This window comes from Pseudoxanthomonas sp. LjRoot206, from assembly GCF_056175725.1.
Genome location: NZ_JBGFFI010000002.1, coordinates 735955 through 750656, shown reverse-complemented (window position 1 = coordinate 750656; position 14702 = coordinate 735955). Strand labels below are relative to the sequence as shown.

Annotated in this window: 11 protein-coding genes and 1 pseudogene; 7 read left to right on the top strand and 5 right to left on the bottom strand. The window is 66.1% G+C overall.

The annotated features are described in order from the left end of the window. The first annotated feature begins 67 nt into the window (after nucleotides 1-67). Complete coding sequence (locus AC04MD_RS08230) at nucleotides 68-952, top strand: outer membrane protein assembly factor BamD (protein ID WP_475496793.1); 885 nt, start codon at nucleotides 68-70, stop codon at nucleotides 950-952. Between the two features lie 81 nt (nucleotides 953-1033). Here the strand turns inward: AC04MD_RS08230 and AC04MD_RS08225 are convergent, their stop codons facing one another. The 5 genes from AC04MD_RS08225 to sucC are packed head-to-tail and all read right to left on the bottom strand — an operon-like array spanning nucleotide 1034 to nucleotide 6515. After that, nucleotides 1034-1921 carry a vitamin K epoxide reductase family protein gene (locus tag AC04MD_RS08225; protein ID WP_475496792.1) on the bottom strand — a complete coding sequence of 296 codons (888 nt, stop codon included), beginning with the start codon at nucleotides 1919-1921 and terminating at the stop codon, nucleotides 1034-1036. Nucleotides 1922-1961: 40 nt separating this feature from the next. Continuing rightward, on the bottom strand, nucleotides 1962-3599 hold the full coding sequence (locus AC04MD_RS08220) for an NAD+ synthase (protein WP_475496791.1): 1638 nt from the start codon (nucleotides 3597-3599) through the stop codon (nucleotides 1962-1964). Then, nucleotides 3596-4426 carry an endonuclease domain-containing protein gene (locus AC04MD_RS08215; RefSeq protein WP_475496790.1) on the bottom strand — a complete coding sequence of 277 codons (831 nt, stop codon included), beginning with the start codon at nucleotides 4424-4426 and terminating at the stop codon, nucleotides 3596-3598. The genes AC04MD_RS08220 and AC04MD_RS08215 overlap by 4 nt, the downstream gene beginning before the upstream one ends. 17 nt (nucleotides 4427-4443) lie before the next feature. After that, the gene (gene sucD, locus AC04MD_RS08210; RefSeq protein ID WP_475496789.1) at nucleotides 4444-5322 is read right to left on the bottom strand and encodes a succinate--CoA ligase subunit alpha; all 879 of its coding nucleotides are present in this window, start codon (nucleotides 5320-5322) and stop codon (nucleotides 4444-4446) included. Between the two features lie 23 nt (nucleotides 5323-5345). Beyond that, on the bottom strand, nucleotides 5346-6515 hold the full coding sequence (gene sucC, locus AC04MD_RS08205; RefSeq protein WP_475496788.1) for an ADP-forming succinate--CoA ligase subunit beta: 1170 nt from the start codon (nucleotides 6513-6515) through the stop codon (nucleotides 5346-5348). Nucleotides 6516-6711: 196 nt separating this feature from the next. Here sucC and AC04MD_RS08200 point away from each other — a divergent pair, with 196 nt between their 5' ends. The 6 genes and pseudogenes from AC04MD_RS08200 to AC04MD_RS08175 all read left to right on the top strand — a co-directional run bounded on the left by AC04MD_RS08200 (nucleotide 6712) and on the right by AC04MD_RS08175 (nucleotide 14702). After that, the gene (locus tag AC04MD_RS08200; protein WP_475496787.1) at nucleotides 6712-8334 is read left to right on the top strand and encodes a sensor histidine kinase; all 1623 of its coding nucleotides are present in this window, start codon (nucleotides 6712-6714) and stop codon (nucleotides 8332-8334) included. Nucleotides 8335-8519: 185 nt separating this feature from the next. Next, nucleotides 8520-9923, top strand: coding sequence for a sigma-54-dependent transcriptional regulator (locus AC04MD_RS08195; RefSeq protein ID WP_475496786.1), 1404 nt, complete (start codon nucleotides 8520-8522; stop codon nucleotides 9921-9923). 425 nt (nucleotides 9924-10348) lie between these two features. Continuing rightward, nucleotides 10349-10702: a prepilin-type N-terminal cleavage/methylation domain-containing protein gene (locus tag AC04MD_RS08190; protein WP_475496785.1), complete on the top strand. Its 354-nt coding sequence runs from the start codon at nucleotides 10349-10351 to the stop codon at nucleotides 10700-10702. A gap of 231 nt (nucleotides 10703-10933) precedes the next feature. Then, nucleotides 10934-11036, top strand: a pseudogene (locus tag AC04MD_RS08185) (prepilin-type N-terminal cleavage/methylation domain-containing protein); the annotation flags it as partial. 357 nt (nucleotides 11037-11393) lie between these two features. Continuing rightward, nucleotides 11394-13127, top strand: coding sequence for a type IV-A pilus assembly ATPase PilB (gene pilB / locus AC04MD_RS08180; RefSeq protein WP_475496784.1), 1734 nt, complete (start codon nucleotides 11394-11396; stop codon nucleotides 13125-13127). A gap of 309 nt (nucleotides 13128-13436) precedes the next feature. Next, complete coding sequence (locus AC04MD_RS08175; RefSeq protein WP_475496783.1) at nucleotides 13437-14702, top strand: type II secretion system F family protein; 1266 nt, start codon at nucleotides 13437-13439, stop codon at nucleotides 14700-14702.

Here is a 14702-nt window from a genome sequence, read left to right as displayed (position 1 = left end):
CATGGCGAAGGCGGCGCCTAGGCTATCATCGACGGCCTGTTTCCCTGCCGCGGCCTGCCGCCAGCCCATGACCCAGCGTGCCTTCCCCCGCTTCTCCCGCGCCCCCGCAGCCTCCCGTTTCGTCCTGCTGGCCCTGGTCGTCGCCTTCGCCGGCACCGGTTGCGGCAATATCTTCAAGAAGAAGGACGTCGAGAACCAGCCCGTCGAGGTCATGTACGAGGAAGCCCACAAGGCGATGGCCAGCAACAACTGGGACCGCGGCCTGCAGAACTTCCGCCGCCTGATCGCCCAGTACCCGTACGGCCCGTACACCGAGCAGGCGCTGATGGAAACCGCCTACGCCGAGTACAAGTCCGGCAAGCTGGACGATGCGGTCACCACGATCGACCGCTTCATCCGTACCTATCCGACCCACCGCAACATCCCCTACATGTACTACCTGCGCGGGCTGGCCAACTCCAACCGCGACACGGTGTTCCTGCAGAAGGTATGGCGCCTGGACGCCAGCCGCCGCGACCTGGCCACGCCGATGCAGGGCTACAACGACTTCGCCCGCGTCGCCGAGAACTACCCGAACAGCCGCTATGCCGCCGACGCCCGCCAGCGCATGATCCTGCTGCGCGACCAGTTCGCGCTGCACGAGCTCGACACCGCGATCTATTACCTGCGCCGCGACGCTTGGGTGTCGGCCGCCAGCCGTGCCCGCTACCTGCTGGAAACCTACCCGCAGAGCAGCTACCAGTACGACGCCGTCGCCGTGCTGGCCGAGGCCTATACCAAGCTCGGCAACAAGACGCTGGCCGACGACGCCAAGCGCGTGCTGGAACTCAACGATCCGCAGCACCCGTGGCTGGCGGGCAAGTTCCCGAACTACCCGTGGATGGTCCGTCGCCTGAACCCGTTCGCCGGCGAGAAGTCCAGCAACACCGTGGACCAGCGCAAGGACGACTGATCGTCCAGGCGCTTCCAGCAACGGAAACGGAAAAGGGCCTCGCGGCCCTTTTTCTTTGCCTGCCGTTCGCCCCGGCCACGCTCAGTCGGCCGGCCTGCCCTGTTCCCAGTCGAAACGGGTCAGCACCGCCAGCTGCTGCGGCTCCATGACGCCGTTGTGCTCGATGCCGTCGATGACCCAGGTCGGGAATACCGTCACGCCGGCCGCCGCGCAGGCGGACACCATCGGCGTGTTGCGGCCACCCGGCGAGCACTCGACGTAGGGCAGCTGTTCTGCCGCATGGCCGAAGTGGCGCTTCTGCCGGCTGCATTCCACGCACCACGAGGCGCCGTAGAAGGTGGCGCCGTAGTCGGTCAGGTGCTGCGCCAGCGCGGCGGCGCGGCGGCTCTCCGGCCGCTGGTGCAGCAGCCCGCTCTGGTGCACGTGCAGCAGGGCCACGACCAGCAGCACCGGCACGGCCTGCCTGCCCCACCAGCGTCCCCACGGCTGGCCCGGCGCGGCGGCCGGACGACGCCACTGCAGCCACCCGAACATCGCCACCAGCACGGCCAGCGACGCCAGGCAGCCGATGCAGAACGCATCGAGCACCAGCTTGCCCACGGCCGTCAGGTACAGGCTGATCGCCAGGCCGAGCAGCACCAGCCGCCATTGCCGCTGCCAGCGCAGCAGCGGCGGGGCCTTGCGCGACAGCGACGCCAGCGCGACCACCGCATACAGGCCGAACCCCCACAGCGCCATCGGCAGGCCGAGCAGCGTGGACCAGCCGCTGCGCTGGATCGCGTCGCAGCCGCCATCGCCGGTGCAGAAGGCAGGCGCCGAGCCGCTGCCCGCCGTCCACGCCAGATAACCGGTGATCAGCAGGCCCAGCACCGATAACGCCAGCATCGCCCGGTCCGGCGGGGTCGCCGGGCGCGGCACGGCGGCGGCCGGACGGTCGCGGTGCGGCGTGCGCTTCTTCTTCCTTGTCATGCGGATCTCCGGATCGGTCGTGCGCCGCGCGGCGACGGGCTCACAGCGCGTACTTGTTGGTGATGGGGTAGCGGCGCTCGCGGCCGAAGGCGCGGCGCGAGACCTTGGGACCGGGCGCGGCCTGGTGGCGCTTCCATTCGTTGATGCGCACCAGCCGCAGCATGCGGTCGACGATGGCGGCATCGAAGCCGGCCGCAACGATCTCGTCGCGCGACTGTTCCAGGTCGACGTAGCGGAACAGGATGGCGTCCAGCACGTCGTATGGCGGCAGCGAATCCTGGTCCTTCTGGTTCTCGCGCAGTTCCGCCGACGGCGGACGGTCGATGACGGCCGGCGGGATCACCGGCGCGCCGCCCACGGTGTTGCGCCAGCGCGCGAGCGCGAACACTTCGGTCTTGTACAGGTCCTTGATCGGCGCATACCCGCCGCACATGTCGCCGTAGATCGTCGCGTAGCCGACCGCGTATTCGCTCTTGTTGCCGGTGGTCAGCAGCAGGCCGCCGAACTTGTTGCTCAGCGCCATCAGGATCACGCCACGGCTGCGCGACTGCAGGTTCTCTTCGGTGGTATCGGCGGGCGTGTCGCCGAACAGCGGACCCAGCGCTTCGAGGAAGCCCTTGAACGGCGCCTCGATCGACACCCCCTCCAGCTTCACCCCCATCGCCGCGCATTGTTCGGCGGCCAGGTCGTTGGACAGGCCGGCGGTGTAACGCGAGGGCAGCCGCACCGCGGTGACGTTCTCTGCGCCCAGCGCATCGACGGCGAGCGCCAGCACGATCGCCGAGTCGATGCCGCCCGACAGACCCAGCCACACCTTGGAAAAACCGTTCTTGCCGCAGTAATCGCGGATGCCGCGCACGATCGCACGCCAGGCCAGCGCATCGCGGCTCTCGTCGCCGTCGTCGATCCAGACCACCGGGCTGAACTTCCGCGTCGCCACGTCGAAGTCGACCACCAGCCACTGGTCGGTGAAGGCCGCCGCTGCCGGATGCACGGTGCCGTCGCCGTCGGCGACGACGGACGCGCCATCGAACACCACCGCGTCCTGCCCGCCCACCACGTTGAGGTAGGCCAGCGCCATGCCGGTCTCGCGCGTGCGCTCGGCGATCAGCGCATCGCGCTGCGCATGCTTGTCGCGGTCGAACGGCGAGGCGTTCGGCACCAGCGTCAGCACCGCCCCCGCCTCGGCGGTGTCCGCCAGCGGCTCAGGAAACCACAGGTCCTCGCAGATGACGAGGCCCAGCGGCACGCCCTTCACCTCGAACGTGCAGGCGCCGCCATCCGGATCCACGTCGAAGTAGCGGCGCTCGTCGAACACCGCGTAGTTGGGCAGCTCGCGCTTGCGGTAGGTCGCCTCGACCACGCCGTCGCGCAGCACGCTGGCCGCGTTGTAGACCACGCTGCCGGCGCTCTGCGGCCAGCCGACGACCGCGACGATGCCGTGCGTGGCGGCCGCGATCTCCGCCAGCGCCGCCTCGCAGTCGGCCAGGAAGCGCGGCCGCAGCAGCAGGTCTTCCGGCGGATACCCGCTGACCGCCAGTTCCGGGAACAGCACCACGTCCGCCCCGTACTCGTCGCGCGCCTCGGCGATCATGCGCCGGATGCTGGCGCTGTTCTGCGTCACGCCGCCGACCGGGAAGTCGAACTGCGCCATGGCGATGCGGAGGGTCTGGGTCATGTCGGCCTTCTGGATCTGCCCCTTCCCACGCGTGCGAGGGAAGGCTGGGAGGGGGGCGGGTGTCCGAGCCAGCGGAGCATCAGCGCGCGGACACCGTCGAGGTTCGCCATGACCTCATTATTCCAGAAGCGCAGTACGTGGAACCCTTCCCGATGCAGGAATGCATCGCGGACGCGATCGGACGCAGCATCCATGTGCTGGCCGCCGTCCACTTCGATGACCCGTCCTGCTTCCAGGCAGACGAAATCCACGATGTACGGCCCGATGGGGTGCTGACGCCGGAAACGGAAGCCGCCCAACTGGCGATCCTTGAGCACACGCCAGAGTGTCCGCTCCGCCAGCGTCATGCCGCGGCGCAACTCGCGTGCGCGGTCGCGTTTCTGTCCTTGTCGCATGGGCACGTGCTGTGCGGTGGCTGCGGATGCATTCTGCCCCCATCCCAGCCTTCCCCCGCAAGCGGGGGAAGGGGCTGATCGCGCCCGCATCAGCATCAGCATCAGCATCAGCATCAGCATCAGCATCAGCATCAGCATCAGCATCAGCATCAGCATCAGGATCAGGAGCAGGAGCAGGAGCAGGAGCAGGAGCAGGATCGGGTTCGGGAGCAGGAGCAGGAGCAGGAGCAGGATCGGGTTCGGGAGCAGGACTTGAATCCGGGGAACCTTGAGGCCCTCTGGACAAGCCCCCTCCTCCGCTTGCGGGGGAGGGTTGGGGTGGGGGCAGACGGAGCCGATCTTCCTGGCGGCCTCGGGACGGATCGAACGCCCTCCTGTCAGTCGCCTCCACCAGAAAGCAGAAAGCCGCCCGAAGGCGGCTTTCTGCGGCACATCAAGTACGGCGAAACTTACTTCTTCAAGCGCGCCGCGATGGCCGCACCCAGGTCGCCCGGCGAGCGCACCGTGGTGACGCCCGCGGCTTCCATCGCCGCGAACTTGCCTTCGGCCGTGCCCTTGCCGCCCGAGGCGATCGCGCCCGCGTGGCCCATGCGCTTGCCGGCCGGGGCCGACGCACCGGCGATGAAGCCGACGACCGGCTTCTTCACGTGGTGCTTGATGTACTCGGCGCCGGCTTCCTCGGCGTCGCCGCCGATCTCGCCGACCATGATGATGCCTTCGGTCTGCGGATCTTCGTTGAACAGCTTGAGGCAGTCGACGAAGTTCAGGCCGTTGATCGGGTCGCCGCCGATGCCGATGCAGGTCGACTGGCCCAGGCCCACTTCGGTGGTCTGCTTGACCGCTTCATAGGTCAGCGTACCCGAGCGCGACACGATGCCGATCTTGCCCGGCATGTGGATGTGGCCCGGCATGATGCCGATCTTGCACTCGCCCGGGGTGATGACGCCGGGGCAGTTCGGGCCGACCAGCACGGTGTCCGGATGGGCACGGGTCAGCACGTTCTTGACGCGCAGCATGTCCAGCACCGGGATGCCTTCGGTGATGCAGACGATGACCTTGATGCCGGCAGCGGCCGCTTCGAGGATCGCATCGGCCGCGAACGGCGGCGGCACGTAGATGACGGACGCATCGGCGCCGGTGCTCTTGACCGCATCGGCGACGGTGTCGAACACCGGCAGGTCGATGTGGGTGGTGCCGCCCTTGCCGGGCGTGACGCCGCCGACGACCTGGGTGCCGTACTCGATCATCTGGGTGGCGTGGAAGGTGCCCTGCTGGCCGGTGAAGCCCTGCACGATCACCTTGGTGTTCTTGTTGATCAAAACGCTCATGGGATGTCCTTCGGTGTCGTGGATTAGGCGGCGGCCTTGACCGCTTCAACGACCTTCTTGGCGCCGTCGTTGATATTGTCGGCCGGGATGATGGCCATGCCGCTGTCGCGCAGCAGCTGCTTGCCTTCTTCCACGTTGGTGCCTTCCAGGCGGACGACCACGGGCACCTTGACGCCCACTTCCTTCACCGCGGCGATGATGCCCTCGGCGATCATGTCGCAGCGGACGATGCCGCCGAAGATGTTGACGAAGATGCCTTCGACCTTGTCGGACGACAGGATCAGCTTGAAGGCCTCGATCACGCGCTGCTTGTTGGCGCCGCCGCCCACGTCGAGGAAGTTCGCCGGCTCGCCGCCGTTGAGCTTGATGACGTCCATGGTGGCCATGGCCAGGCCCGCGCCGTTGACCATGCAGCCGATGTTGCCGTCCATGGTCACGTAGTTGATGTCCATCTCCGAGGCCAGCACTTCGGTCTCGTCTTCCTGGCTCTTGTCGCGCATCGCGACCAGGTCCTTGTGGCGGAAGCTGGCGTTGTCGTCGCTGTTGAACTTGCCGTCCAGCGCGTACAGGTTGCCGTCGTCCAGGATGGCGAGCGGATTGATCTCGACCAGCGCCAGGTCCTTCTCGTTGAAGATGCGGTACAGGTTCACCATGATGCTGGCGAACTGGCCGGCCTGCTTGGCCGTCAGGCCCATCTTGAAGCCGAACTCGCGGCCCTGGTAGGCCTGCACGCCTTCGACGAAGTCGACGTTGAGCGTGTGGATCTTGTCCGGCGTTTCGGCCGCGACCTGCTCGATCTCCATGCCGCCTTCGGACGAGGCGATGTAGGTGATCGTGCGGGTGCCGCGGTCCACCAGGACCGACAGGTACAGTTCCTTGACGATCTCGCCGGCGGTGGTCACCAGCACCAGGTTGACCGGCAGCTCGACGCCGGCGGTCTGGTAGGTCGCCATCTTGGTGCCGAGCATCTTGCCGGCGGCCGCCTTCACGTCATCGACGGTCTTGCAGAACTTGACGCCGCCGGCCTTGCCGCGACCGCCCGCGTGGATCTGGGCCTTGACCATCCAGGGGCCGTTGCCGAGGGATTGCGCGACCGCGACCGCTTCGTCCGCCGTGGAGGCGACTTTGCCGGCCGGGACCGGGATGCCGTACTCGGCCAGCAACTGCTTGGCCTGATATTCGTGGAAATTCATGCGTCACCGTGGGTAGGGAACAGAAGACACTGCCTGGGGCCAAGGAAAGCGGCGGCCGGGCAAGCCCCCTATTGTCGCCGACGCGGCCGGGGGGCGCAAAACCCGGGACCTAAGCCTTTGGTGGCAAAGGGGTCGCCGAGCGCCCGGCGGGCCCGCATGCCTATACTGTCCCCCTCGCTACAGGGGAAGTACGCGTTTGCGCCAGGCCCAGTCGCTCCTGTCCCGCATCGAATCGGTACCGCGCCGCGAACTGTATTTCTTCGCGCTGTACCGTCTGCTCGAAGCCGGGATCCTGGCCGCGCTGATGTTCAGCCCGCTGGGCGAGGTGCTCGGCGTGCCACGCCACCCGGACCTCGGCATGGGCGTGGCCGTCGGCTACCTGGCCCTGTCGCTGGTGCTGTTCTTCGTCGGCCGCAGCGTGGCCTGGCTGGTCTGGATCGTCTTCCTCAGCGTCTGCCTGGACATCCTGGTCGCCGCGCTGATCACCCATGCCCTGCCCGGCGCCACCGCCGGCGTGGCGATGATGCTGCTGTTCAACGTCTCGGCCGCGGCGCTGCTGCTGCCGCGCACCCGGATGGCGCTGGCCGTGGCCGTGCTCGCCATCGGCGCACTGTTCGGGGAATACCTGTTCACCCAGTTCCATGACGGCGGCACGACGCGCTCGGCGGCCGAGGTCATCATGTTCGCGGCCAGCTACCTGGCGCTGGCCTACCTGGCCCACCAGGCCGGACAGAAGGCGCGGACCAGCCAGGCGCTGGCGGACAAGCGCGGCGAGGAAGTCGCCAACCTGTTCGAGGTCAACGAACTGATCATCCGCCGCATGCGTACCGGCGTGCTGGTGGTGGACGCGGACAACCACATCAAGCTGGCCAACGAGGCCGCCAGCCTGCTGCTCGGCGACGGCGGCGACGGCCAGGGCGCGGACGGCAAGGGCGTGTCCCTGCTGCACGCGGCGCCGGAACTGGCCCGCCGCCTGCAGCGCTGGCGCAACGGTTGGCAGACCGACGAGACGCCGATGCAGTTCTCGCCCGACCAGCCGGAAGTCCAGCCGCGCTTCGCCCGCCTGCTGGCCGACAGCGAGACCTCGCTGATCTTCCTGGACGACGCCACGGTGGTCTCGCGACGAGCCGAATCGCTGACCCTCGCGGCCCTGGGCCGCTTCTCGGCCAGCCTGGCGCACGAGATCCGCAACCCGCTGGCCGCGATCAACTACGCCGTGCAGCTGCTGGAGGAGTCCCAGCAGGTCAACGACGGCGACCGGCGCCTGCTGCAGATCATCCACCAGCAGTGCCAGCGCACCAACGGCATCGTCGAGAGCGTGCTCGGCCTGGCCCGGCGCGAGCGCGCCACGCCCGAACACGTGGACCTCAACACCTTCGTCCGCCGCTTCGTCGACGACTACCAGCAGACGCTGTCCATCGAGACCGACACGCTGGAGACCATCGTCGGCGCCAAGCCGGTACCGGCGCTGGTCGATCCGCGCCACCTGCAGCAGGTGGTGACGGTGCTGGTGCAGAACGCACTGAACTACGGTCGCCTGCCGGGCGAATCGGCCCGCATCCGCGTCCGCGTTTTCAACGCCGAAGGCCGCCCGACCGTCGACGTGATGGACCGTGGCCCGGGCATCCCCGAGGCGGTGGCGGCGCAGCTGTTCCGCCCGTTCTTCACCACCTCCGAGCATGGCACCGGGCTTGGCCTGTATATCGCCCGCGAGCTGTGCCGGGCCAACCAGGCCACGCTGGAATACGTCCCCGTCCCCGGCGGCGGCGCGTGCTTCCGCGTCACCCTGCCCGGTCCGCATGCGCTGTTGCCTGCCTAGCCGCAGGGAAACGGCTTTGTAGGAGCGGGCCATGCCCGCGATGCTTTTCAGGGACGGCACAAAGAGCATCGCGGGCATGGCCCGCTCCTACAGGTATCCCGGGAACATCATGGATGCCGGCCCTCGCCTACCATGTTTAACATTCACTCGGTACACTGCCGGCACAGGGGCATGAGGGGAGATGCATGAATCAAAGCCGTAGCGCCCTGATCGTCGACGACGAACGCGATATCCGTGAACTGCTGACGCTGACGCTGGGCCGCATGGGCCTGCGCATCGACACCGCCGCCAATCTCGGCGAGGCCCGCGAGCTGCTGGGCCGCAACACCTACGACCTGTGCTTCACCGACATGCGCCTGCCCGACGGCAACGGCATCGACCTGGTCGGCGAGATTTCTCGCAACTATCCCAGCACCCCCGTGGCGATGATCACCGCGTTCGGCAACATCGAACTGGCGGTGGAAGCGCTGAAGGCCGGCGCGTTCGACTTCGTCAGCAAGCCGGTGGACCTCACCGTCCTGCGCGGGCTGGTGAAGCACGCGCTGGAATTGAACAACAGCGAGCGCGCCCCGCCGCCCCCGCCGCCGCCGGAACAGGCCAGCCGCCTGCTCGGCGCGTCGGCCGCGATGGACGGGCTGCGCGAGACGATCGGCAAGGTCGCCCGCAGCCAGGCGCCGGTCTACATCATGGGCGAGTCCGGTACCGGCAAGGAGCTGGTCGCCCGCACCATCCATGAGCAGGGCGCCCGCGCGGCCGGCCCGTTCATTCCTGTCAACTGCGGCGCCATCCCCGCCGAGCTGATGGAAAGCGAGTTCTTCGGCCACAAGAAGGGCAGCTTCACCGGTGCGCACGCCGACAAGCAGGGCCTGTTCCAGGCGGCCAACGGCGGCACGCTGTTCCTCGACGAGGTGGCCGAGCTGCCGCTGCCGATGCAGGTCAAGCTGCTGCGCGCCATCCAGGAGAAGGCGGTGCGCCCGGTCGGCGCCTCCGGGGAGGTGCTGGTGGACGTGCGCATCCTGTCGGCCACCCACAAGGACCTGGGCGAACTGGCTGCGGATGGCCGCTTCCGCCACGACCTGTACTACCGCATCAACGTCATCGAGCTGCGCGTGCCGCCGCTGCGCGAGCGCACCGGCGACCTGGCCCAGCTGACCACCGCCATCCTGGATCGCCTGGCCGCCCAGCATGGGCGGATGGCGCCGTCGGTGTCGCCGGAGGCGATGGAGGCGCTGGGGCGCTATCCGTTCCCGGGCAACGTGCGCGAGCTGGAGAACATCCTGGAGCGCGCGCTGGCCATGTCCGAGGGCCACAGCATCGAGATCGATGATCTCTACCTGCCGCAGGCGCCGGCCGGCAAGAAGTTCGGCGGCGACTTCAGTCCGGGCGAGGTGGTCCGCGATGCGCCCGGCGCGGTGGACGTGGATCCGGCGGCCGGTGGTGCCCTGCCCGACTACATCGAGCAGCTGGAGCGGGCGGCCATCCAGAAGGCACTGGAAGAGAACCGCTGGAACAAGACCAAGGCGGCCGCCCAGTTGGGCATCACCTTCCGGGCGCTGCGTTACAAGCTGAAGAAGCTGGGGATGGAGTAGGCCGGTCAAGGCCTTACGCCACACCTATATAGAGGTCTCGGCGCAAGCGTGCGCGCCATCCCACAGTGACCCGGGTGACACGTCGCGTCACATTCTGACGCAGGCGGTCACCTCACCAATGGCGCGTCAGAAACCCGGCAAACAGGGCCTCGGAGCGCCCGACGCTCAATCTGTGACACGAGCCGGCATTGGCTGCACATCCCGATACACAATGCAAAAGAATGATGCGATAGTCCCGCCCGACTTCGGTGTCAGGGGTTTCCTCCGGGGAAGTGTGGGGGAATCGCTGGGGGTATCAGAAGTTGGCACGCATCCTGCTCTACATCCCTGCACGCGTCGTACGTTGTACGCGGCGCCCACGGTCCATGTAGGGACACGGGGCTTGTGTCCCTAACCATCAAGCCAATCCTGAAAGGGGAAATACCATGAAGAAGAACGCCCAGGGCTTCACCCTGATCGAACTGATGATCGTCGTCGCCATCATCGCCATCCTGGCCGCCATCGCGCTGCCGGCGTACAACCAGTACCGCGTCCGTTCGGCCGAAGGCGCCTGCCAGGCTGAAGCCAAGGCCTTTGTGAACTCGTACGTGTCCGCCGTGCACTCCAACATGACCCCGCTGCCGACGCACGCTGGCCCCGCTTGCACCGCGACTGCGGTGGATCCGGCCAACGTTACTGCCGGAACGGCGGTCACCTTCAACGCTGCTGATCCGGGCGTCCGTGACACCATCTGCAACATGGGTAGCGCCACCTGCACCCTGCAGGCTGCCGCCCCGTAATTGCAGTGCTGTTGGGAGCAACCGCTCCGGTAGAACAGGCCCCGCTTTTGCGGGGCTTGTTTTTTGGGCGCCATATGCCCCCCCACCAAAGATCAATTCGCCCATACAGGCCCTTGTCACCGATAACGGCGTCACAAATTGGCAGGGGAAGGGTTGCAACTAGAGGCCGTGATGGAAACTTGGCTCATTCTTTGCATTGAAATCAGCGGGGAATCAAATTAAGGACACTCCATGTATCGCGGGGCGCGTGGTTTTACATTGATCGAACTGATGATTGTTGTCGCGATCATCGCCATCCTTGCGGCAATTGCGCTGCCCGCCTACAACGCCTATCGGGTACGCGCCGCCGAGGGCGCATGTCAGGCCGAAATGAAGAGCTATGCAAATTTTTCTCTGGCAACGCTGCACAACCGAGACACACCCGATGCCGCACCTAGGAACGCATGCCGCCTAGCCGACGATGCCACCGCAATCGGGGTCAACATCACTGGCACTCCCATGGAACCTGGAGTCCGCCTGACGACATGCAACATGACTACGGGTAATTGCACTTTGTGAGCTGCCACGCGGCACGGATGTAGAGCCACAATGCTAACGGGGCGCACTGCAATCACCTCCACGTCCTCACACGAACGTATGGCGACTAGGGGCAGCCTTCGATAGAGTTAAGAGCTAAGAAGGAGGCTACAACATGAGCGCAGTTCCCAACGCCAACCTCGTAGGTATCACCGGGCTTGCTCGCAGGCTGGTGCAGGACGGAGCGCTGGAGGAGTCAGCTGCGCGCAATGCTATGGCGAGCGCCGCCGAAGCCAAGGTGCCGCTGCCGCAATGGATTGCTGAAAAGCGCTTGGTGACAGCGCCACAGCTGGCCGCTGCCAATGCCATGGAATTTGGCATGCCGTTGCTGGACACCCAGGCCTTCGATCCTTCTCACAGCGCCATCAAGCTGGTCAGCGAGGAGCTGCTGCAGAAACACCAGGTGCTGCCGCTATTCAAGCGCGGCAACAAGCTGTTTGTCGGCGTGGCCGACCCGACCCGCAGCCATGGCGCGCTGGACGAGATCAAGTTCCACACGAATCTGATCATCGAGCCCGTACTGGTCGACGAAGACCAACTGCGCCGCACGCTGGACCAATGGCAGAACGCTGCCAATGCGCTGTCCAGCAACTTCGGCGACGACGACGACGGGCTGGAAAGCCTGGACGTGGACGCCGGGGATGACGAAGGCGGCAGCGAAAGCGCGGTCGATGCCAAGGGCGACGACACCCCGGTGGTGAAGTTCGTCAACAAGGTGTTGGTGGATGCCATCAAACGCGGCGCCTCCGACATCCATTTCGAGCCTTACGAAACCGACTACCGCGTGCGCCTGCGCGTCGACGGTATCCTCAAGCAGGTCGCCAAGGCGCCGACCAAGCTGAAGGACCGCATCGCCGCCCGCATCAAGGTGATGGCGCAGCTCGACATCGCCGAAAAGCGCGTGCCGCAGGACGGCCGCATCAAGCTGAACCTGTCCAAGAGCAAGCAGATGGACTTTCGCGTCAGCACGCTGCCGACGCTGTTCGGCGAAAAGGTCGTGCTGCGCATCCTGGACGGCAGTGCCGCCAAGCTCGGCATCGACAAGCTGGGCTACGAGCCGGACCAGCAGAAGCTGTTCGAGGAGGCCATCCAGAAGCCGTACGGCATGGTGCTGGTCACTGGCCCCACCGGCTCGGGCAAGACGGTCAGCCTGTACACCGCGCTCGGCATCCTCAACGACGAGACCCGCAACATCTCCACCGCGGAAGACCCGGTGGAAATCCGCCTGCCGGGCGTCAACCAGGTGCAGCAGAACAACAAGCGCGGCATGACCTTCGCCGCTGCGCTGCGCAGCTTCCTGCGCCAGGATCCGGACATCATCATGGTCGGCGAAATCCGCGACCTGGAGACCGCCGAGATCGCCATCAAGGCCGCGCAGACCGGCCACATGGTGCTGTCCACGCTGCACACCAACGATGCCCCGCAGACCATCGCCCGCCTGATGAACATGGGCATCGCGCCGTACAACATCACCAGTTCGGTCACGCTGATCATCGCCCAGCGCCTGGCCCGCCGGCTGTGCTCCAAGTGCAAGCGTCCCGCCCAGTTGCCTCCGCAGGCCCTGCTGGCCGAAGGCTTCACCGAGGCGGAGATCGCGGCCGGATTCACCGTGTATGAGGCGGTGGGTTGCGACGAATGCACCAGCGGCTACAAGGGTCGCACCGGCATCTACCAGGTGATGCCGATGAACGAGGCCATCCAGGAAATCGTGCTGGAGGGCGGCAACGCCCTGCAGATCGCCGAGGCGGCGCAGAAGGTGGGCATCCGTGATCTGCGCCAGTCCGCGCTACTGAAAGCCCGGAACGGCATTACCAGCCTGGCCGAGATCAACCGCGTCACCAAGGACTGATAGCGCGCCCCCCTCCCGAAGCGACTGTAGGAGCGGGCCATGCCCGCGATGCCTTTGGATCAACGACGGTAGTGCATCGCGCCCATGGGGCGCTCCTACGACCGCCGCGGCGCTGGATTTACGGCGCGCTCTCCTCACGGGCCTGGCACAGATAGCGCCCACTCCCGGAACACGGCAAGGGCAAGGCCCTGCATCCCCATATCACCGAAACCCGGCGGCCGTCACAGGCGGGGCGCTTCCATTGGGTCGATTACCGGCTACCATGCGGCATTGACGTCCGGGTGGGGAAATCCGGACAGGGGACTACCGATGGCCGTGACCCGTTCCGCTGCGAAGAAGACCGTGACCGCGCCCGTGCGCGAGAACCCGCTGAACCTGTTCGTCTGGGAAGGCACCGACAAGCGCGGCGTCAAGATGAAGGGCGAGCAGCAGTCGAAGAACGCCAACTTCCTGCGTGCCGAATTGCGCAAGCAGGGCATCACGCCCAGCGTGGTCAAGGTGAAGCCCAAACCGCTGTTCGGCTCCGCTGGCAAGCCAGTAGGCGCGAAGGATATCGCCTTCTTCAGCCGCCAGATGGCGACGATGATGAAGTCCGGCGTGCCGATGGTGTCCAGCTTGGAGATCATCGAGAGCGGACAGAAGAACATCCGCATGAAGAAGATGGTCGAGCAGATCCGCTTCGACATCGAAGGTGGCTCTTCACTCTACGAGGCCATCAGCAAGCATCCGGTACAGTTCGACGAGCTATACCGCAACCTTGTGCGGGCCGGCGAAGGCGCGGGCGTATTGGAAACGGTGCTGGAGACCGTCGCCAACTACAAGGAGAATCTTGAGGCACTGAAAGGCAAGATCAAGAAGGCGCTGTTCTACCCGGCAGCAGTCGTCGCCGTCGCCATTCTGGTCACGGCCGTCATCCTGATGTTCGTGATCCCGGAGTTCGAGAAGACGTTCGCCAGTTTCAACACCGAACTGCCTGCCTTCACCCAGATGATCATGGGGGCATCGCGCTTCATGGTCAGCTACTGGTGGCTGCTGCTCATTGTTGTCATTGGTAGCGCACTGGGTTTCAGTTTCCTTTACAAGCGATCACCTGCCATGCAGCACTCCATGGATCGGTTGATCCTGAAGGTGCCAGTTATTGGCCAGATCATGCACAACTCCTCGGTCGCCCGCTTCGCGCGCACCACGGCGGTGACGTTCAAGGCCGGCGTGCCCTTGGTCGAGGCACTGGACACCGTGGCGGGCGCCACCGGCAACATGGTGTACGAGAAGGCCGTGTTCCGCATCCGCGACGATGTGGCGGTGGGTTATCCCCTGAACATGGCGATGAAACAGACCCAGCTGTTCCCGCACATGGTGGTGCAGATGACCGCCATCGGCGAAGAGGCCGGCGCGCTGGACACCATGCTGTTCAAAGTGGCCGAGTACTTCGAGCAGGAGGTCAACAACGCGGTCGACGCGCTGTCGAGCCTGCTGGAACCTTTCATCATGGTGATCATCGGCACCCTGGTCGGCGGCCTGGTCATCGGCATGTACCTGCCGATCTTCAAGATCGCATCTGCGGTGGTCGGCTGA

Coding starts and splice junctions, on each gene's coding strand:
- sucC (WP_475496788.1), bottom strand. CDS start 6,515: ATGAATTTCCACGAATATCAGGCCAAGCAGTTGCTGGCCGAGTACGGC.
- AC04MD_RS08220 (WP_475496791.1), bottom strand. CDS start 3,599: ATGACCCAGACCCTCCGCATCGCCATGGCGCAGTTCGACTTCCCGGTC.
- AC04MD_RS08225 (WP_475496792.1), bottom strand. CDS start 1,921: ATGACAAGGAAGAAGAAGCGCACGCCGCACCGCGACCGTCCGGCCGCC.
- AC04MD_RS08190 (WP_475496785.1), top strand. CDS start 10,349: ATGAAGAAGAACGCCCAGGGCTTCACCCTGATCGAACTGATGATCGTC.
- sucD (WP_475496789.1), bottom strand. CDS start 5,322: ATGAGCGTTTTGATCAACAAGAACACCAAGGTGATCGTGCAGGGCTTC.
- AC04MD_RS08230 (WP_475496793.1), top strand. CDS start 68: ATGACCCAGCGTGCCTTCCCCCGCTTCTCCCGCGCCCCCGCAGCCTCC.
- pilB (WP_475496784.1), top strand. CDS start 11,394: ATGAGCGCAGTTCCCAACGCCAACCTCGTAGGTATCACCGGGCTTGCT.
- AC04MD_RS08195 (WP_475496786.1), top strand. CDS start 8,520: ATGAATCAAAGCCGTAGCGCCCTGATCGTCGACGACGAACGCGATATC.
- AC04MD_RS08175 (WP_475496783.1), top strand. CDS start 13,437: ATGGCCGTGACCCGTTCCGCTGCGAAGAAGACCGTGACCGCGCCCGTG.